General features: G+C 37.4%; 19 protein-coding genes. 12 read left to right on the top strand and 7 right to left on the bottom strand.

From position 1 onward, the window contains the following. Positions 1 to 6: 6 nt before the first annotated feature. Positions 7 to 1,239, bottom strand: a complete 1,233-nt coding sequence (locus EW15_RS08455) for an FtsW/RodA/SpoVE family cell cycle protein (RefSeq protein ID WP_038654099.1) — start codon at positions 1,237 to 1,239, stop codon at positions 7 to 9. Between the two features lie 369 nt (positions 1,240 to 1,608). Here EW15_RS08455 and EW15_RS08450 point away from each other — a divergent pair, with 369 nt between their 5' ends. The 10 genes from EW15_RS08450 (at position 1,609) to EW15_RS08405 (ending at position 8,849) form a co-directional block, all read left to right on the top strand. After that, entirely contained in the window at positions 1,609 to 2,028 is a 420-nt protein-coding gene (locus EW15_RS08450; protein ID WP_038654097.1) for an ATP synthase subunit I, read from the top strand. Positions 2,029 to 2,103: 75 nt separating this feature from the next. Further along, positions 2,104 to 2,829 carry a F0F1 ATP synthase subunit A gene (gene atpB, locus EW15_RS08445; protein ID WP_011295331.1) on the top strand — a complete coding sequence of 242 codons (726 nt, stop codon included), beginning with the start codon at positions 2,104 to 2,106 and terminating at the stop codon, positions 2,827 to 2,829. Between the two features lie 168 nt (positions 2,830 to 2,997). Then, positions 2,998 to 3,246 carry an ATP synthase F0 subunit C gene (gene atpE / locus EW15_RS08440; protein WP_011125758.1) on the top strand — a complete coding sequence of 83 codons (249 nt, stop codon included), beginning with the start codon at positions 2,998 to 3,000 and terminating at the stop codon, positions 3,244 to 3,246. A gap of 130 nt (positions 3,247 to 3,376) precedes the next feature. Continuing rightward, on the top strand, positions 3,377 to 3,838 hold the full coding sequence (locus tag EW15_RS08435) for a F0F1 ATP synthase subunit B' (protein ID WP_038654096.1): 462 nt from the start codon (positions 3,377 to 3,379) through the stop codon (positions 3,836 to 3,838). Further along, positions 3,835 to 4,347 (top strand): F0F1 ATP synthase subunit B, encoded by a 513-nt coding sequence (locus EW15_RS08430; protein ID WP_038654095.1) that lies wholly within the window; start codon positions 3,835 to 3,837, stop codon positions 4,345 to 4,347. The genes EW15_RS08435 and EW15_RS08430 overlap by 4 nt, the downstream gene beginning before the upstream one ends. After that, on the top strand, positions 4,347 to 4,895 hold the full coding sequence (atpH, locus tag EW15_RS08425; protein ID WP_011824392.1) for an ATP synthase F1 subunit delta: 549 nt from the start codon (positions 4,347 to 4,349) through the stop codon (positions 4,893 to 4,895). The genes EW15_RS08430 and atpH overlap by 1 nt, the downstream gene beginning before the upstream one ends. 62 nt (positions 4,896 to 4,957) lie before the next feature. Next, positions 4,958 to 6,472, top strand: coding sequence for a F0F1 ATP synthase subunit alpha (atpA, locus tag EW15_RS08420; RefSeq protein WP_038654094.1), 1,515 nt, complete (start codon positions 4,958 to 4,960; stop codon positions 6,470 to 6,472). Positions 6,473 to 6,502: 30 nt separating this feature from the next. After that, complete coding sequence (locus EW15_RS08415; protein ID WP_038654093.1) at positions 6,503 to 7,453, top strand: F0F1 ATP synthase subunit gamma; 951 nt, start codon at positions 6,503 to 6,505, stop codon at positions 7,451 to 7,453. 53 nt (positions 7,454 to 7,506) lie between these two features. Next, positions 7,507 to 7,737, top strand: a complete 231-nt coding sequence (locus tag EW15_RS08410; protein WP_038654092.1) for a hypothetical protein — start codon at positions 7,507 to 7,509, stop codon at positions 7,735 to 7,737. Next, complete coding sequence (locus EW15_RS08405) at positions 7,737 to 8,849, top strand: DUF3326 domain-containing protein (protein WP_038654090.1); 1,113 nt, start codon at positions 7,737 to 7,739, stop codon at positions 8,847 to 8,849. Before EW15_RS08410 ends, EW15_RS08405 begins: the two co-directional genes overlap by 1 nt. Positions 8,850 to 8,864: 15 nt before the next feature. On the opposite strand, the gene EW15_RS08400 is transcribed toward EW15_RS08405, so the two are convergent. From EW15_RS08400 to EW15_RS08385, 4 genes are read right to left on the bottom strand one after another with little or no spacing between them, the layout of a single operon-like run. Next, positions 8,865 to 10,565 (bottom strand): NAD+ synthase, encoded by a 1,701-nt coding sequence (locus EW15_RS08400; protein ID WP_038654088.1) that lies wholly within the window; start codon positions 10,563 to 10,565, stop codon positions 8,865 to 8,867. Further along, entirely contained in the window at positions 10,565 to 11,149 is a 585-nt protein-coding gene (locus EW15_RS08395) for a nicotinate-nucleotide adenylyltransferase (protein WP_038654086.1), read from the bottom strand. The genes EW15_RS08400 and EW15_RS08395 overlap by 1 nt, the downstream gene beginning before the upstream one ends. Further along, positions 11,146 to 12,468 (bottom strand): GTP-binding protein, encoded by a 1,323-nt coding sequence (locus EW15_RS08390; RefSeq protein WP_038654084.1) that lies wholly within the window; start codon positions 12,466 to 12,468, stop codon positions 11,146 to 11,148. Before EW15_RS08390 ends, EW15_RS08395 begins: the two co-directional genes overlap by 4 nt. Continuing rightward, the gene (locus EW15_RS08385) at positions 12,465 to 13,457 is read right to left on the bottom strand and encodes a CNNM domain-containing protein (protein ID WP_038654082.1); all 993 of its coding nucleotides are present in this window, start codon (positions 13,455 to 13,457) and stop codon (positions 12,465 to 12,467) included. Before EW15_RS08385 ends, EW15_RS08390 begins: the two co-directional genes overlap by 4 nt. Positions 13,458 to 13,554: 97 nt before the next feature. Here EW15_RS08385 and EW15_RS08380 point away from each other — a divergent pair, with 97 nt between their 5' ends. Both EW15_RS08380 and EW15_RS08375 read left to right on the top strand, forming a co-directional pair. Beyond that, positions 13,555 to 14,874, top strand: a complete 1,320-nt coding sequence (locus EW15_RS08380) for an aminopeptidase P N-terminal domain-containing protein (protein ID WP_038654080.1) — start codon at positions 13,555 to 13,557, stop codon at positions 14,872 to 14,874. Between the two features lie 209 nt (positions 14,875 to 15,083). Then, a complete protein-coding gene (locus tag EW15_RS08375) occupies positions 15,084 to 15,584 on the top strand; it encodes a 30S ribosomal protein PSRP-3 (RefSeq protein WP_038654078.1) in 501 nt (166 codons plus the stop codon). Between the two features lie 50 nt (positions 15,585 to 15,634). On the opposite strand, the gene atpC is transcribed toward EW15_RS08375, so the two are convergent. Together atpC and atpD are read right to left on the bottom strand one after the other, a co-directional pair. Then, positions 15,635 to 16,042: an ATP synthase F1 subunit epsilon gene (gene atpC / locus EW15_RS08370; RefSeq protein WP_038654076.1), complete on the bottom strand. Its 408-nt coding sequence runs from the start codon at positions 16,040 to 16,042 to the stop codon at positions 15,635 to 15,637. A 56-nt stretch (positions 16,043 to 16,098) separates the two neighbouring features. Continuing rightward, complete coding sequence (atpD, locus tag EW15_RS08365) at positions 16,099 to 17,565, bottom strand: F0F1 ATP synthase subunit beta (RefSeq protein WP_038654074.1); 1,467 nt, start codon at positions 17,563 to 17,565, stop codon at positions 16,099 to 16,101. Positions 17,566 to 17,600 lie beyond the last annotated feature (35 nt).

Here is a 17,600-nt window from a genome sequence, read left to right as displayed (position 1 = left end):
CCCAGATTATCTAGTTAGAAGTCTATTTGAGGCATTTTTAATTAATAACTCTGAAGATTCAATAGACGATCTGACCAATAGGGCCGCTATTAAAAAGCTTGAAATCAATGAGTTTCCCCCATAGCTAATCATAGGGAAGGGAAGACCAGTTGTAGGCATTGCTCCTGATGAAACTGCTATGTGCATAATTGATTGGCCAACAAGAATAGTACCTGATCCCATAGAGATTAGTTTAGAATAATTATTTCTACAATTAAGAGATATTTTCAGGGTTAAATATGCAACTACAAGCAAAAATAATAAAAGTAAAATTGATCCAAAGAAGCCAAATTCTTCAGCAAAAACAGCAAATATAAAATCAGTACTCCTGTAGGGTAAGTATTGTAATTTTTGCATTGAAAGACCATAACCTTCCCCAAATAGACCACCTGAACCAATAGCATAAAGACTCTGAATTAATTGATATCCACTCCCTTGTGGATCTTTCCAAGGGTCTATAAATGACATGACGCGACTTTGTTGATAGTCATTAAAAAAAATACTTGTTGCACCAATAAAAAAGCCTGATATAGCAGTGTTAAAAAGATATCTGAAGTTAATACCGGATGCTAATGCAATCATCCAAAGTAATATCCCGATTAATGCAGCTGTACTTAAATTTGGCTGCTTTATAATTAATAAAATAATAGATGCAAAAATAGTTAACCAAAAAATTTTTTTTTCTGAATTTATTCTTTCCCATTGACCAAAAAGCTTTGCACTTTGGAGAATGATGAAAGGTTTGATTAACTCAGATGGTTGAATTTGGACTGGGCCGATAATCAACCATCTAGTAGAACCATTAACGGTACTACCGAAAAAGCTTGTTGATGCAATCAGGACCATACCTATAAAAAGGCATGGTCCTGATATTTTAAGCCAATTTTTAAGATTGATATTTATTGCTAGGTAGAAAATACTCCAACTCGCGACCAGCCAAATGAGTTGTCTTTTTATGTAATAAGCACCTTCACCCATCTCTCTAATAGCTACCCACCAACTAGCTGATCCAAGAATAAAGATTCCCGATATGCTCCAAAAAACAAATAATCCCATTATCAAACGCCCTTCCTTGGGCCAAAAAGACCAATGCAATGGAAGTATCTTGTTGCTTAATAGATTATCTAGATAATCTTTTGATTCATAAGTATTTTTCCTTCTGGGTTTTGAATGAATTTTTTTATTCGAAATATTACTCAAAGGATCTTTTGCTTATAAACCATTGAGCCGCTTAATTGCCATCTTGCCAAGTCTCTAAATGTAATTAATTGTTAGTTTTTAGAGACAAAATAAAAAAAACAGATGAATCTCTAGTTATAAAATGTCATGTCATCAGCATTAAATTTTTAATATAGATTATCTATTGATTTAAATTTTAAGACTTAGAATTATACTGAAAATTCTTGCTCAAGTTATAAAATTAGCTAACTTTTCAATTTTATTGATAAATTTTTTTTGTTTTGATGCAAGTCTCGTGATAGATTCCGCGGGCCTTTGCAGAGAGCTTAGGTGTCTTGATTTCAAACAACTTCTCGCTATCACTGATGAACTCAAATAAGAGGAATTTTTGTGGCATCTGAGACTGTTGAAAATTGCTCAAGTCATGATCCTCTACTGGATTTTGATTCATCGGATTTATCGTCCGGAGTCAAATCAGACGAATATCTTGAACTTCAATTTCGAGTATTCCGTCTGGCTTTTTTATTGACTATTTTTTCTGTTGGCATAGCAGGTTTCTTTTGGGGAATCCAAGCTGGCGCAAGCCTATTTATTGGTGCTTTATCAGGAATTTTTTATTTTCGCTTGCTTGCTCGCGGAATTGGAAGGTTAGGTACTTCATCAAAAATCGTCGGTAAAGTCCAGTTATTAGTTCCGGTTCTTTTGGTTTTGGTATCTTCTAGATTTCCTCAACTTGATTTGATTCCGGCTTTATTAGGATTTTTGCTTTATAAACCAGCGTTAATTATTCAGTTTCTATCTATGCCGTAGGGCTTATTTAGAAATCAAATTTTTAAGTTTTGTTTGTTTGGCTTTTATTTTCTACGCAACCTAAACTTCCAGATAATGGGTTTTTTGCCATTTGTTTTTCCTTTCGCTGAATTAGAAGTTGGTCAACAACTCTATTGGCAAATTGGAAATTTTAGAATTCACGGCCAAGTCTTTATGACTTCATGGCTTCTTATAGGCGCTTTGCTTGCCTTAGTGGTCATTGGGACTAAAAAAATGGAACGTGATCCAAGGGGTGTTCAGAACCTTTTGGAATTTCTTTGGGATTACATACGTGATCTTGCAAGAACACAAATTGGTGAAAAGGTTTATAGAGATTGGATGCCTTTCATCGGAACCCTCTTTCTGTTCATTTTTGTGAGCAATTGGGGCGGGGCATTAGTTCCGTGGAAGCTGATCAAACTCCCAAGTGGTGAACTTGGGGCTCCTACAGCTGACATAAATACAACTGTTGCTTTAGCACTACTGGTATCTCTCTCATATTTCTATGCGGGTTTGAGCAATAAAGGTTTGCGTTACTTCGAGTACTACGTACACCCAACGCCAATAATGCTCCCATTCAAAATTGTAGAAGATTTTACTAAGCCTCTATCTCTCTCTTTCCGTTTATTTGGAAACATTTTGGCAGATGAACTTGTTGTAGCGGTACTTGTCTTTTTAGTACCACTTGTTCTACCAGTTCCTGTTATGTTTCTAGGCTTGTTTACTAGTGCTATTCAAGCTCTGATTTTTGCAACTCTTGCTGCCTATTACATCGGGGAAGCAGTCGAAGAGCATCATTAATCAAAATATTTTGCTACTGAATTAACTTTTTAATGGCAAATTTCCTGCTTTTAGGCCTGAAATTCTTTCAGTATCATCTCAAGAACTATGAGATGCACCCCTCGCAGGTATAAACTCCCGATCACAACTTTATAAGCGTTTAAAGCGCTACACATCTTTAGCAGAATTATGGATTCCATTACCACCGCCGCATCAGTTGTTGCAGCTGGTTTAGCTGTAGGCCTTGGCGCAATAGGCCCTGGTATCGGTCAGGGTAGTGCTGCACAAGGAGCAGTAGAGGGTATAGCCCGCCAACCAGAAGCTGAGGGAAAAATCAGAGGTACTTTGCTTCTTTCTTTCGCTTTCATGGAATCACTTACCATCTATGGCCTTGTGGTTGCATTGGTGCTTCTTTTCGCTAACCCTTTTGCTGGCTAAATATTTTCAAAAAAGGGCTGATTGCAGAATTCATTCAAATTGATTAACTTTCAGCCCCAATATTTGAAAATTCTTTAGCAAATTTCAATTGCCTTTATCTGGCTCGTTTAAATTCTTGCACCCCTAGCTAATGCCAACTTTGTTTTTGTTTGGTGCCTCTGAGGGAGGTCTGTTTGATTTCGATGCAACTCTTCCGCTTATGGCGGTTCAGGTTGTATTGCTTACTTTCATACTAAATGCTCTTTTCTTCAAACCTGTTGGACGGGTAGTTGAAGAAAGAGAGAATTATGTAAATAAAAGTAGGGCAGAAGCAAAGAAAAAAATCGCTGAGGTTGAACTACTTGAGACTGAACTCAAAGATCAGCTCAAAGAGGCTCGTCTTGAAGCACAGAAGGTGATTCTTGAGGCAGAGCAGGACTCTGAGAATCTTTATAAAGAAGCACTTGCTCTTGCTACTTCAGAGGCAAATGCATCGAGAGAGAAAGCTAGGCGTGAGATTGATTCTCAAAGAGATGAAGCTCTTAATCAACTCAAAAGCGAGGCTGACAATCTTGGTGATTTGATTATTGAAAGACTCTTGGCAAAAAAATGACTCCTTTAATTTTCGCTTCCGAAGGCTTTGGCCTTAATTTAAATATTTTTGAGACCAACATCATCAACTTAGCCGTTGTTGTCTTTGGCCTCTACAAGTTCTTACCAGGCTTTTTAGGAAAAATCCTTGAAAAGAGAAGAACTACAATTCTTTCTGACTTGAAAGAAGCAGAAGAGCGTTTAGCACAAGCACAAGATTCTCTTTCACAAGCAAAAGATGATCTTTCATCAGCTAAGCAAAAAGCTGACAAAATCAGAAATGATTGCAAAGTTAGAGCAGAAGCAATTCGTCTTGAGAGTGAAAAAAGAACTGTTGAAGAAATGGCAAGAATTAAACAAGGAGCTGCTTCTGACTTAAGTGCTGAAGCTGCAAGGGTGACTGCCCAATTAAGAAAAGAGGCTGCAGAACTTGCTATTGAAAAAGCATTAGCAACGCTTCCTAAAAAGTTAGATTCAAATACTCAAGATAATTTTCTTAAACAGTCAATTAAAAATATTGGAGACAACTAATGCCACTACTTAATACAATAACTACTCCATATGCTGAAGCGTTCCTTCAAGTAGCAGAGAGCCGCAACGAGGTGGATGAAGTAGTTACACAAGCTAAGTCTATTTTAGAACTTTGGAATTCTTGCCCTGAATTTAGTGATGCGATGTCATCACCAGTTTTAGAGGTTAATCAAAAGAAAGCCGCTTTAGAAAAGCTTTTCTCTAGTCAAGTCACTCCATCTTTCTTAAATCTTTTAAAACTTTTGGCAGATCGACAAAGAATAGGATTGTTGAATTCTGTTCTTGAAAGATTATTAGAAATCTATCGAGAACAAAGAAATATTGCTCTAGCAACTATTACTTCTGCTTCAGCGCTAAATGAAGATCAACAATCTGAGCTACTCAAGAAAGTACAATCTATAGCTGGTACAGATAATTTGGAAATCGATCTCAAAGTCGACTCCGAATTACTTGGTGGCTTTGTGGTCAATGTTGGATCAAAGGTCATTGATGCCAGCATCGCAGGGCAAGTCAGAAGACTTGGTCTTGCTTTGGCCAAAGTCAGCTAATTCTCTCCTGACTTTCTCCCCTTCTTCCTCTTTTTCTTCTTCCCCAACTTTAAGTTAATCCCATGGTTTCTATACGTCCCGACGAGATCAGTTCAATCCTTAAACAGCAGATTGCTGATTACGATAAGTCAGTATCTGTAAGCAATGTAGGTACCGTTTTACAAATCGGTGATGGTATCGCAAGAGTTTATGGCCTCGAAAAGGTTATGGCAGGTGAACTAGTTGAATTCGAAGATGGAACAGAGGGGATTGCTTTAAACCTTGAAGATGACAATGTTGGTGTCGTTTTGATGGGTGAAGCTTTAGGAGTACAAGAGGGAAGTACAGTTAAAGCAACTGGAAAGATTGCCGCAGTCCCAGTTGGTGAGGCAATGCTCGGAAGAGTTGTTAATCCTCTTGGACAGCAAATCGATGGGAAAGGAGAGATGGCTACAACTGACTCAAGATTAATTGAGTCAATAGCACCTGGAATTATTAAGAGAAAGTCAGTACATGAGCCTATGCAAACTGGGATCACATCTATTGATGCGATGATCCCTATTGGAAGAGGTCAGAGGGAGTTGATTATTGGAGATCGACAAACAGGGAAGACTGCAATAGCAATCGATACAATCATCAACCAAAAAGGTCAAGATGTTATTTGTGTTTATGTAGCGGTTGGTCAAAAACAAGCATCAGTGGCAAATGTGGTTGAAGTTCTTAAAGAAAAAGGAGCTTTGGATTATACAATTATTGTTAATGCCGGAGCATCTGAAGCTGCTGCTTTGCAATATTTAGCTCCTTATACAGGTGCCGCAATTGCTGAGCACTTTATGTATCAAGGTAAGGCGACACTAGTTATATACGATGATCTAACTAAGCAAGCTCAGGCGTACAGGCAAATGTCATTACTTTTACGTCGTCCACCAGGACGTGAAGCATATCCTGGAGATGTTTTTTATTGCCATAGTCGTTTACTTGAGAGGGCTGCAAAACTTTCTGATGCAATGGGTGCAGGATCAATGACCTCTTTGCCTATTATTGAAACCCAGGCTGGTGACGTATCTGCATACATCCCAACAAATGTTATTTCAATTACTGACGGTCAGATTTTCTTGAGCTCAGATTTATTTAACTCCGGTTTAAGACCTGCAATTAACGTTGGTATATCTGTTAGTCGAGTAGGAGGGGCTGCGCAAACAAAAGCCATTAAAAAAATTGCGGGTACGTTGAAACTTGAACTAGCTCAGTTTGATGAACTTGCGGCATTCTCTCAATTTGCTTCAGATCTTGATGAGGCTACACAAAAGCAATTAGGTAGAGGAAAAAGACTAAGAGAACTTCTTAAACAACCTCAGTTCGACCCCTTGAACTTGGCTGAGCAAGTAGCTATTGTTTATGCAGGTGTTAAAGGATTGATTGATGAGGTGCCTGAGGAAGAAGTGACAAAGTTTGCTCGTGAATTGCGTGATTATCTAAAAACAAATAAGGCTGATTTCATTAAAAATATTCTCTCTGAAAAAGTTTTAAGTGAAGCATCTGAATCAATGCTTAAAGACGCTATTAACGAGGTTAAATCCTCCATGCTTGCGGCTTAAACACAAAGGCTATCTAAGAGAGAATTACCTATGGCTAACCTAAAAGACATAAGAGACAGAATTGTATCTGTCAAAAACACAAGGAAAATCACAGAAGCAATGAGACTTGTTGCTGCTGCGAAAGTTCGCAGAGCACAGGATCAGGTCTTAAGGAGCAGACCTTTTGCTGACAGATTGGCAAGGGTTTTAGAAAATATTCAATCAAGAATGCAGTTTGAAGCAGCTGACTCTCCTCTGTTAAATAAGCGTGAAGTTAAGACAATTACTCTCCTGGCTGTCACTGGGGACAGAGGATTATGTGGGGGGTACAATGCAAATATAATCAAACGAACAGAGAAGCGCTATGCCGAATTAAAAGGACAAGGATATAGTCCCGATCTAGTTTTAATTGGCAAGAAAGCAATAGGATATTTCGAGAATAGATCTAGTCTTTACAATATAAGAGCTACTTTTAAAGAATTAGAGCAAGTCCCGACTTCTGAGGATGCTGCATCCATAACTAGTGAAGTATTAGCAGAATTTCTCTCTGAAAGTACTGACAGAGTAGAAGTCATTTTTACTAAGTTTGTAAGTTTGGTTAGTTGTAATCCAACAATTCAAACTCTTCTGCCTCTAGATCCTCAAGGAATAGCAGATTCAGAAGACGAAATTTTTAGATTAACTACAAAAGATAGTCAACTAATTATTGAGAAAGATGCTGCTCCTTCTAATGAAGAGCCGAAACTACCATCGGATATTGTTTTTGAACAAAGTCCCGATCAGCTTTTGAATGCTCTTTTACCTCTTTATTTACAGAATCAATTATTACGAGCATTACAAGAGTCTGCTGCTTCAGAATTGGCGAGCAGAATGACTGCAATGAATAACGCTAGTGATAATGCTAAGGAATTGGCTAAAAATCTTACGGTTGATTATAACAAGGCTAGACAAGCGGCAATTACGCAAGAAATTTTAGAAGTTGTCGGTGGAGCAGCAGCATAGTTGCTTATCTATCCCTGTCTTTACGAATTGTCAATGTATAAGTAATAAATAAAGTGAATCTTGAATTTACAGAATTGGACCTTGATTGGCCTTCTGAAGTAAGTTTGTTTGACTTGAAAAAATATATTTTATTTAAGTTAATGGAGTATGGTGAACCACTTAGGTGGGCCATTACTTCCATTACTAATCATCCTGAAAAAAAAATCAAGATAATATCGGTCGAAGTTGTGTTGATTATTTATCAAGATAAGGGTAAACCTATTATTCCTGAATTGAATATTTAATGACTAACGCTGGACCTTTGCCAACATTAATGATTATACCTGCTGGAATTGGTTGCAATGTCGGTGGATATGCAGGGGATGCAATCCCTGCTGCAAGATTATTGGCTTCTGCTAGTGACTGTTTAATAACTCATCCTAATGTTCTGAATGGTGGATCTTTATATTGGTCAGATACTTGTATCCACTATGTAGAAGGATATAGTTTAAATCTTTTTGCCGCTGGAGAAGTATTTTTAAAACCAGTAAGGCAACAAAAAGTAGGTTTATTATTAGATGCTGGCTTAGAGTCTGATTTAAAGAAAAGACATTTACAAGTTGCTGATGGCTGTGTGGCAAGCTTGGGGTTAGATATTGGCCCTGTGATTACTACTGAAAGAGCTGTCCGAATTAATCTGAAAAAAGGTTTAAGTGGTTCAAGTTGGGGAAATATCGAAGAACCAGATGTCCTTTTGAGAGGAGCTGAAAAACTTAAGAAAGCTGGTGCAACAGCAATTGCTGTGATAACTCGCTTCCCTGATGATAGCGAGGAACTAGAAACTAAACTTTATCGACAAGGTAAAGGTGTTGATATTATTGCGGGGGTCGAAGCTGTAATAAGTCATCTTCTTGTAAAACATTTATTGATTCCATGTGCACATGCACCGGGGTTGCCCCCCTTGCCAATTGATTATGATCTTGATCCTCGAACCTCGGGAGAGGAGATAGGATATACATTTTTGCAAAGTGTTTTAGTTGGTCTTAGTCGTGCACCCGATCTGATTTGTAAGTCATCTATGAAAACCAAAGAAAATACTTTTTTACAGTTGAAAACTTTATTAAGTAATAGGGATTTAGGAGCAGTTGTTGTTCCACAGGGCGCATTAGGTGGCGAAGCGGTTTTGTCTTGCATCGAAAGATTTATTCCTTTGATAATAGTTTCTAATCAGGGAGTATTAAATGTTAATTCCACAAAGATGAGGCTAGATTCCGTAAGTGGTGATAAACATAAAAATATTTTGTATGCTGAGAATTATGTAGAGGCTGCAGGACTAATAACAGCTTTACGTCATGGGATTAATATTAAGTCTCTGCGAAGACCAATTGATTGCTTGAAGGAAATGAATGACGAATAAAGTAATTTTAAGGACTTATCTTGAAGCTATTGGTTTTTTCCACCCACTTCCAAAAGCTTGATTGCTTATTTTCAATAAAGGAGGTGCTTGATAACGTTTGAATTCGGCGTTCTTTAACAAATTGGCGACTTTATGGACAATCTTTTCATCAAATCCTTTTTCTATTAAAACTTTTGTTGGCAAGTGCTGTTCAATCAATCCTTTAAGTATTGGATCAAGAATAGAATAATCTGGCAAAGAGTCGCTATCTAATTGTTCTGGGCTTAATTCAGCACTGGGAGGCTTATTTCTTATTTCAGAACCTATGATTTCTCTGGTTTTAGGTAGAAAGAAATCATTTCTACAACTGGATGACGACTCACTATCTATCCAATTACATAAATCAAATACGCTTGTTTTATAAAGATCTCCAATTACAGATAAGCCTCCATTCATATCTCCATAGAGGGTGCAATATCCTACGGCCAGTTCTGATTTATTTCCTGTAGAAAGAAGTAAATGATTTTTTTGATTTGCTAGAGCCATCAATATTGTGCCCCTAATACGAGATTGTAGATTTTCAGCTGTGATATCGGTTGGTATCCCGCATGTTGTATTCGATAAAACATCGTTAAAACTATTCATTACATTAGAGATAGGAATCTTTTGATGATTTATTCCAAGTCGATTAGCTAATGTCGTGGCATCTTTTATAGATCCTAGTGAACTCCATGGAGATGGCATTAAAATTGCATGAACTTTAGAGTTGCCTAAAGCTGCTACTGCAATAAGGGCTACTAGAGCTGAGTCGATACCACCACTTAATCCAACAATGGCACTATTGAAATTACATTTTCTTGCATAATCTTTAACTCCAAGTACTAAAGCTCTGAAAAGAACTTCTTGTGAAACTGGATATTTACTAGATATCGAAGGTTGTTGTGTAAGAGAAGATATATCAAAAAGACCAACTGACTCTTTGAAGGCAGGAAGTTCGTATTGTAATTTGCCTTTTTTATTAAGAGCAAAACTAGAACCGTCAAAGATTAGCTCATCATTCCCTCCCACTTGATTGACATAGACCACCGGACATGAAAGACGAATAGCTGCTTTGGCCGCTATTCGTTGGCGTAATAAATTTTTTGATTCAATAAATGGAGAAGCTGAGAGATTTATAAGTAAATCTAATTTTTCTTTTTCTAGGGATCTTATAGGATCTTCTCCGAGGATCTTTTCCTTTTGAAGATTTTGCTCAACCCATAAATCTTCACAAATAGTTATTCCTATCTTCCAAAGTTTTTCTTGGTAATTAAAATTTAAAACACTACTTTTCTCTGCCGAACGAAAATAACGTTTTTCATCAAACACATCGTACGTGGGAAGGAGTTGCTTCCTCGCTACGATTCTCCAAGTACCCTTTTCCAAAATAACAACTGAATTATAGAGTTTAGGAACTTCTATGTCTGGAGTTGGTTCTGCGATACCAATTAATATAGAAAAGTTTTGACTAAGCTTACTTATTCTTTCGCTTAATTTGTTTAGGACATCTTTTTCGTCTTTATAAAGCAGTGGGTTAAATAATAAGTCTTTTGGGGGGTAGCCGATCAAAGAAAGCTCAGGTGTTATGACTAGATCCACCTCCTTGTCTTTGATCTCTTTGCACACTTCAAATATATTCTCGGCATTACCCTCGAGATCTCCAATGATTGGATTGAGTTGGGCTAATGCTAATTTCATTATGTGTTATCTGCTATTCCGTATAGATTCTCTTCAAGTAGTAAGGGGACAAGCTCTTTAGGGACAAGAACTTCTTGAGGTCTCTCTCTAAATTTTGAACTTGATGATTCAGGTATATTAAAAGGCAATAGATCAATTTCACCTCCAAGATTTTTAATCTCTTCTAATTGATTATCTCTAATTGGCCATCCATCCCTCATCGCAATCGCTATTGTTGCTTTATTGAGAATAGACTTGGCATTAAGCCACTTTGGAACTTGAACAGCTAAATCACTGCCAATTACAAAACTAAAACTTGCTTCAGGCCATAGTTGGAAAGCTTTTTTTAGAGTATGAATTGTCCTAGGGCTACTCAATTCTTGAACTAGCTCTAATTTAGGATGTGAGATTTTTTTTACCAGAATTCTTAAAAGCTGGGTCCTTTTCAAAAGTGGAATTTGATGCTTTTTATCAGGGTTATCACTTGCCCAGGTTATAACTTTTGGGAAGATTTTTATTAATTCACCCAATAAGGCCTCGTGACCTAGAGTGGGTGGATCAGCACTTGTCCCAAATAAAGCTATTGAATTAATTTTTGCTTTCATGGCAACAAATAATTTTTATTTTTTTCCGTACTTGATGTAAGAAATTTAAAGTCACCAAGCATTATTCTTAAGTCTGAGTTGTTTTTGAGAAGATAGTTCAACATTAATCGAGGCCTTCCATCATTTCTATTTGTCCCCATTAGAAATTTATAAGCGGCGAGACGACCTATAAGTTTTGTCGTATAGATAGCAAGAGCTGCTTGAGCTAAGGCTATAGGAGCAGTTGGCGCAAGGCTTAATCCTCCAGTAAGAGGTGCCGCAAGGATCAGAATATGCTTGAAAATATTTAAAGTAATTTGTATTCCTATCTGTGCTCCCCCTAGTAATGAATTTTGGAGACTAAGCTTTTTTACTAGTTGTCTGGCGGTGGGACCACCTACTTCTAACCCATATAATTTACTTAGTTGAATAATAAGAGAACTATCAAAAGCTAGACCGGTAATAAGGTCAATCATTAAGAAGGGATTAACTGCTACCCCTGAGGCTTTTAAAGTTGCATATCTGCCGATTAAAGATTGCGCTTCTTTTTTCTTTTTCAGTAGTCGATTCTCCTTAAGTAATTTGTAGAATTGGTCTGCAATTCTTAAAGTATTTATACAAAGAAAAAATTCCCCACTTTTGTCGATAATATCTTTAAGTTCGTTTTTGAGGATATCAACTTTAGGCGTTGTTTGTTCACTTCTAACTGTTCCGTCCGGTTTTATTTTTGCTTCCCTTGGGGATGACGATACTAAAGCAATCTTAACCTTTTGTTTGCAAAAGGATAATTTTCTGTGAACACTTGAGAGTATTAATTTTGTTTCTCTTATATTCCATTGATCACAACGATTTAAGACTATTAGCAGAGGTTTGTTATTCCTTAACAGATCCTCAATGGAGTTCAAATCGACTCTCGTTATATCACTATCAATTACATAAAGAATCAAATCTGAATCTAAGACATAATTAAAATTTATTTCTTCATTATTAGAATTATTTATTTCATCTGTGCCTGGAGAGTCTATTAGCTCAACTTTATTTAAGCCTTTAAAGCTCTTGCCCCATTTATAACATTTACTGGTTTTTGTATTACCGTTAATTATATCAGTTGGAAATATATGCTTTTCAATTAATGCATTTAATAAGCTTGATTTGCCAACACCTACTCGACCATGCACTGATATCTGTAGTACTTTTTTTTCTAATTTATTTATTTGAAAATCAAGTTGATTTAAAGTGTCTTCAAATTTTGTTTTCTCGTAATTCGTGAGATTTAACTTTTCTTTCCATTGACCAACTAAAATCTTGCATTTTTTAGTTATATCTCTTTGGTTCATCATTTATTTGATTTCCTCCACCAACCAGCTAAAACTGCTAAGACAGCTTCTGCTCCTATTAAACCAACAAAGCCACCAAACTCATCAACTACAACCCTGACTCCATTTTTATCTTCATTAAAACCAAGCAGTAGTCTATCTACTCGAATCATTTCAGGTACAAACTCTACATTCTCGCTTAGATCATAAGGAGTTAAATGAGAGTCTCCTTGAAGTAAAGAGGCTAATAACTTTTCACGATTAGCAACCCCAACAACCTTGTCTACTTCTTCTCCTAATACTACCCACCATGTTGCATTATTTTCTAACAAGTTTGATTTAACAGATTGCAAAGAAACTCTTCCTGGAAGTGTGGGAGCCGCAACTCGTGGAGTCATCAAATCTTTAGCAGTCAGATCATTAAGTTGGAAAACTTTGGATATCATTGCAGCCTCATCAGCTTCTATTTGACCTATTTGAGATCCAAGTCTAGCCATCTGTCTTATCTCTTCTTCGTCTGTTGTTAGCTCGCTCTTGGCAGTGATAATTGGTAGTAGACGTTCAAGAATTATTAGCAATGGACGCATAACTATACTTAAGAAATCAAGGACAGGAGCGCTTGTTAAACTGATTTGTAATGCAAGTCTTGTGCCGAGAGCTTTGGGAACAATTTCTCCAAGAAGTAAAACAAGAATAGTTAGGCCAACAAAAAATATGGGCTTTACATTTCCGATTCGATCTTGAAATATGTAAGTTGCGTAGCTACCCACCATCAAACTTCCAAAAATATTGAAACTGTTATTTGCAATTGTTACTACAGTTAAAGTCCTCCCAATTCTGTGGCGTAATTTTTCTAATCTTCTAGCTCCAAGTATTTTGGGCTTTCTCCTGGCGAGCTCATGCACGCGTAATGGGTTAACTGCTAACAATGCTGCTTCTATCCCTGAGCACATTGCAGAACCCATTATAATAACTGCAACAAGAGCAGTTAAAAGCAGAATATCTTGGCTCATCCTCTAAAGATTTTTTTAAAGAGTAGGGATCTTTTACTTTTATTTTTCCACTAAGTTAGTTCTCTTGCCATCCTTAAGTGTAAATAGCAGTATTTTTGTGGCTGATCTAAGTGTTTTTCATCGCCGTAGAGACTTGTTTTTGTCACGTTTAGGTTCTTATGCGGCTATTATTCCAGCCGCAGAGTTGGTTACTCATCATGCAGATTGCGAATATCCCTTTAGGCAAAATAGTGATTTTTGGTATTTAACAGGTTTTGATGAGCCAAATGCAGTGGCTTTGTTTTTGCCTCATAAACCCAAGGGGGAACAATATATACTATTCGTCTTACCTAAAGAGTCTGCGGCAGAAGTTTGGACAGGCTTTAGATGGGGAACAAAAGCAGTTTTAGAAAGTTTTGATGTTGACATCGCCCACTCTTTGAATGAATTGCCAAGCCTTCTAGCTCATTATTTAGAGGGGGCAGAGGGAATTGCTTTTCGAATTGGGAATCATCCGCATATTGAGCCTTTGGTTTTAAAAACTTGGTCGGAGCATTTACAAAAACTTCCAAGAAGTGGCTTAGCCCCATTATCCATGATTGCTCCTTGTCCAATACTTCACAATATGCGACTTCGTAAGGATGATTTTGAAATAGAAAGGATGCGTATGGCATCAAAAATTTCTGCAGAGGCTCATGAATTAGTTAGAGAGTTTGCTCGCCCAGGCATGAATGAGAGAGATTTACAAGCTCAGATAGAAAAATACTTTCTTGAAAAGGGGACTCGAGGACCTGCTTATGGCTCAATAGTTGCATCAGGTGATAATGCATGTGTGCTTCATTACACGGAAAACAATTCACCCATAGAGAGTGGGGACCTTGTTTTGATAGATGCAGGTTGCTCTTTAGATGACTATTACAACGGTGACATAACAAGAACATTTCCAGTCAATGGAAAGTTTTCTGGAGAGCAAAAAGCTTTATATGAAATTGTTCTTATTGCTCAAAAAGCTGCAATTGAGTGTGTTCGTCCAGGTGATAATGCTGAGAACGTACATATGACTGCCTTGAAATATCTAGTTGGCGGTTTAGTTGATATTGGATTACTCGTTGGCGATGTGGATTCTATTATTGAACAACAAGCTTACTCGCATTTATACATGCATCGAACAGGGCATTGGTTAGGTCTTGATGTCCATGATGTAGGTGCTTATAGACTTGGTGACTATCATTTAAATCTTGAACCTGGAATGATATTGACAGTTGAACCTGGCATTTATATTAGTGATCGGTTAGCGGTTCCTAAAGGACAGCCTGAGATAGACCAAAGATGGAAAGGTATCGGCATTCGTATCGAGGATGATGTTTTAGTTACAAAAGATTCCTTAGAAGTTTTGAGTAGTAAAGCAGCTAAGAATTTGGCAGACATGGAATATTAGTTTAAATTCTTTGAGTTATTTTCTAGGAAATAATCTGATCAGTTAAAAACCGTTCATTTTTTTTTGAATGAATTCATCCACATATTTTGCTTCTTTAAAATTCCATTATTGTCCAAAAGTAGAAAACCTTTTGGATTCCCACCTGACTAATTCAAATATGTCCTGGTTCCTGTTAAGTTAGAACTTTGTTAGTTAGTTGAAAATTAGAAATGATGGTTTCTGAAGAGGCCAGTACTGTTCAAGAAGATTTAACAAGTACTGAGGAAAGCACACAAACTGAAAATCAAGAGAAAGTAAATTCAGGTGAGACTAAATCAGGTCGACCAAGTGCGCTTGGAGGTGCTGCAGCATTAGCAACAGCAACAATAGATGCCGATGGTGTACCTTCTGGACATACACCAAAGGCAGACGAGGGAAGGTTTTTACTGAAAATTCTTTGGTTGCCAGATAATGTGGCATTGGCCGTTGATCAAATTGTTGGAGGCGGTCCTAGCCCACTTACAGCCTATTTCTTTTGGCCAAGGGAAGACGCATGGGAAACATTAAAGTCTCAATTAGAAGAAAAAAGTTGGATTACTGATAATGAAAGAGTGGAAGTATTAAACAAAGCGACAGAAGTTATTAATTATTGGCAAGAGGAAGGCAAAGGAAAAACCTTAGAACAAGCCAAAGTTAAATTCCCTGATGTAACTTTTTGCGGTACGGCATAAAAAAACCTTGAACAAAATATTTGTTCAAGGAAAAATATTCATTAAAAATCTTAGTTTGATTTTGATGCTTGAAACCAAGCTTTTGCTTTGTTCAATGTTTCTTGTGCTTTGATTTTTTCAGGAGAATTTCCTTGATCCTTGTTTTGGCTTAGTTGATTTTTAGCTTGTTCTAATTCAGCTTCAGCTTTGCCAGAGTCAATATTTTTACCCATTTCAGCTTTATTTACTAAAACGGTAACTTCGTTAGATTCAACTTCTGCAAAACCTCCAGTTAGGGCAATTGAATCCCAATTACCATTTTTTAAAACCCTCAATACACCAAAATCAATAGCAGTAACCATTGAAATGTGACCAGGTAATACTCCCAAAAGACCTGTAGTGCTTGGAAGTATTATTTCATCAGCAGTATCGTCAAATACGCTCTGATCAGGAGCAAGAACTCGTAGAGTTAGAGTCATTTCTTGAGGAATTTAAAAAAAAGTTGAGTTGAGGTAATTAAACAAAACAAATTGATTTAAGCTTTTGCTTCAGATGCTATCTTTTCTGCTTTAGCTTTCACTTCATCAATGCTTCCAACAAGATAGAAAGCTTGCTCAGGGAGTTGGTCAAGTTCACCTGAAAGAATCATATTGAAACCTTTGATTGTATCTTCTAATTTGACGTATTTACCTGACATACCTGTAAATATTTCAGCAACAAAGAATGGTTGAGATAAGAATTTCTCAATTTTGCGGGCACGATCAACAGTCTTTCTATCTTCTTCTGATAGTTCGTCCAATCCCAAAATAGCAATAATATCCTGCAATTCCTTATATCTTTGAAGTGTTGATTGAACAGCTCTTGCCGTGCGGTAATGTTCATCTCCAACAACAGATGGCTGAAGCATTGTGCTGGTTGAGTCAAGTGGATCAACAGCAGGATAAATTCCCTTAGCGGCAAGAGCTCTTGCTAAAACTGTAGTCGCGTCTAAGTGAGCAAAAGTAGTAGCAGGCGCAGGGTCTGTTAAGTCGTCAGCAGGTACATAAACAGCCTGAATTGAGGTAATAGATCCTTCAAGGGTAGAGGTGATCCTTTCTTGAAGCTCACCCACGTCAGTTCCCAAGGTTGGCTGATATCCAACTGCAGATGGCATTCGTCCTAGCAAAGCAGATACTTCTGATCCAGCCTGAACAAATCTGAAAATATTATCGATGAAAAGAAGAACATCTTGCTTATTTACATCACGAAAATGCTCAGCCATAGTCAATGCAGATAAGCCCACCCTCATTCTTGCGCCTGGGGGCTCATTCATTTGGCCAAAGCACAAAGCTACTTTTGACTTCGTTAGATCTTCTGAATTAATAACACCAGATTCTTTAAATTCTTCATATAAATCGTTACCTTCTCTAGTTCTTTCTCCAACCCCACCAAAAACTGATACTCCACCATGCTCTTTGGCAATATTGTTTATGAGCTCTTGAATTAGAACTGTTTTACCAACTCCAGCACCACCAAATAATCCAACTTTTCCACCCTGACGATATGGAGCCAGCAAATCGATAACTTTGATACCAGTCTCAAATACTTTTGGTTTTGTTTCTAAATCTGTAAGGCTTGGGGCTGATCGGTGTATTGGAGAAGTAGTTACGTTTTTAAGATCACCCTGCTCATCTACTGGCTCTCCAAGTACATTGAAAATTCTTCCAAGTGTTGCTTCTCCAACAGGTACTGAAATAGGAGCGCCCGTGTCTGAAGCTTCCATTCCTCTGACTAATCCATCAGTTCCGCTCATGGCAACGGCTCTAACTCGATGGTCACCTAAAAGTTGTTGAACTTCGGCTGTCAGTGCAACATCTTGCCCGGCAGGGTTCTTAGCCTCAATTCTTAAAGCATTGAGGATTTTTGGGAGCTTGCCAGCAGGAAATTCGACATCTAAAACAGGTCCAATTACTTGACGAACAATTCCCTTAGTTCCAACTGTAGAAGTAGCAGAAGCGGCCATAAGATAACTAGTAACTTTGTGAGCATGCTCTGATG

Origin of the sequence: Prochlorococcus sp. MIT 0801 (genome assembly GCF_000757865.1) — a bacterium.
Taxonomy (GTDB): domain Bacteria; phylum Cyanobacteriota; class Cyanobacteriia; order PCC-6307; family Cyanobiaceae; genus Prochlorococcus_B.
The sequence above is the reverse complement of the archived record's forward strand: the minus strand, read 5'-3'. Positions and strand labels throughout refer to the sequence as shown.

Bases quoted from the DNA above. Each gene is read 5' to 3' on its own strand.
- EW15_RS08430 (WP_038654095.1), top strand. From the start codon at position 3,835: ATGACTCCTTTAATTTTCGCTTCCGAAGGCTTTGGCCTTAATTTAAAT.
- EW15_RS08395 (WP_038654086.1), bottom strand. From the start codon at position 11,149: ATGAAAGCAAAAATTAATTCAATAGCTTTATTTGGGACAAGTGCTGAT.
- atpC (WP_038654076.1), bottom strand. From the start codon at position 16,042: ATGACTCTAACTCTACGAGTTCTTGCTCCTGATCAGAGCGTATTTGAC.
- EW15_RS08400 (WP_038654088.1), bottom strand. From the start codon at position 10,565: ATGAAATTAGCATTAGCCCAACTCAATCCAATCATTGGAGATCTCGAG.
- EW15_RS08390 (WP_038654084.1), bottom strand. From the start codon at position 12,468: ATGATGAACCAAAGAGATATAACTAAAAAATGCAAGATTTTAGTTGGT.
- EW15_RS08385 (WP_038654082.1), bottom strand. From the start codon at position 13,457: ATGAGCCAAGATATTCTGCTTTTAACTGCTCTTGTTGCAGTTATTATA.
- atpD (WP_038654074.1), bottom strand. From the start codon at position 17,565: ATGGCCGCTTCTGCTACTTCTACAGTTGGAACTAAGGGAATTGTTCGT.
- atpA (WP_038654094.1), top strand. From the start codon at position 4,958: ATGGTTTCTATACGTCCCGACGAGATCAGTTCAATCCTTAAACAGCAG.
- atpB (WP_011295331.1), top strand. From the start codon at position 2,104: ATGGGTTTTTTGCCATTTGTTTTTCCTTTCGCTGAATTAGAAGTTGGT.
- EW15_RS08435 (WP_038654096.1), top strand. From the start codon at position 3,377: ATGCCAACTTTGTTTTTGTTTGGTGCCTCTGAGGGAGGTCTGTTTGAT.
- EW15_RS08415 (WP_038654093.1), top strand. From the start codon at position 6,503: ATGGCTAACCTAAAAGACATAAGAGACAGAATTGTATCTGTCAAAAAC.
- EW15_RS08405 (WP_038654090.1), top strand. From the start codon at position 7,737: ATGACTAACGCTGGACCTTTGCCAACATTAATGATTATACCTGCTGGA.
- atpE (WP_011125758.1), top strand. From the start codon at position 2,998: ATGGATTCCATTACCACCGCCGCATCAGTTGTTGCAGCTGGTTTAGCT.
- atpH (WP_011824392.1), top strand. From the start codon at position 4,347: ATGCCACTACTTAATACAATAACTACTCCATATGCTGAAGCGTTCCTT.
- EW15_RS08375 (WP_038654078.1), top strand. From the start codon at position 15,084: ATGATGGTTTCTGAAGAGGCCAGTACTGTTCAAGAAGATTTAACAAGT.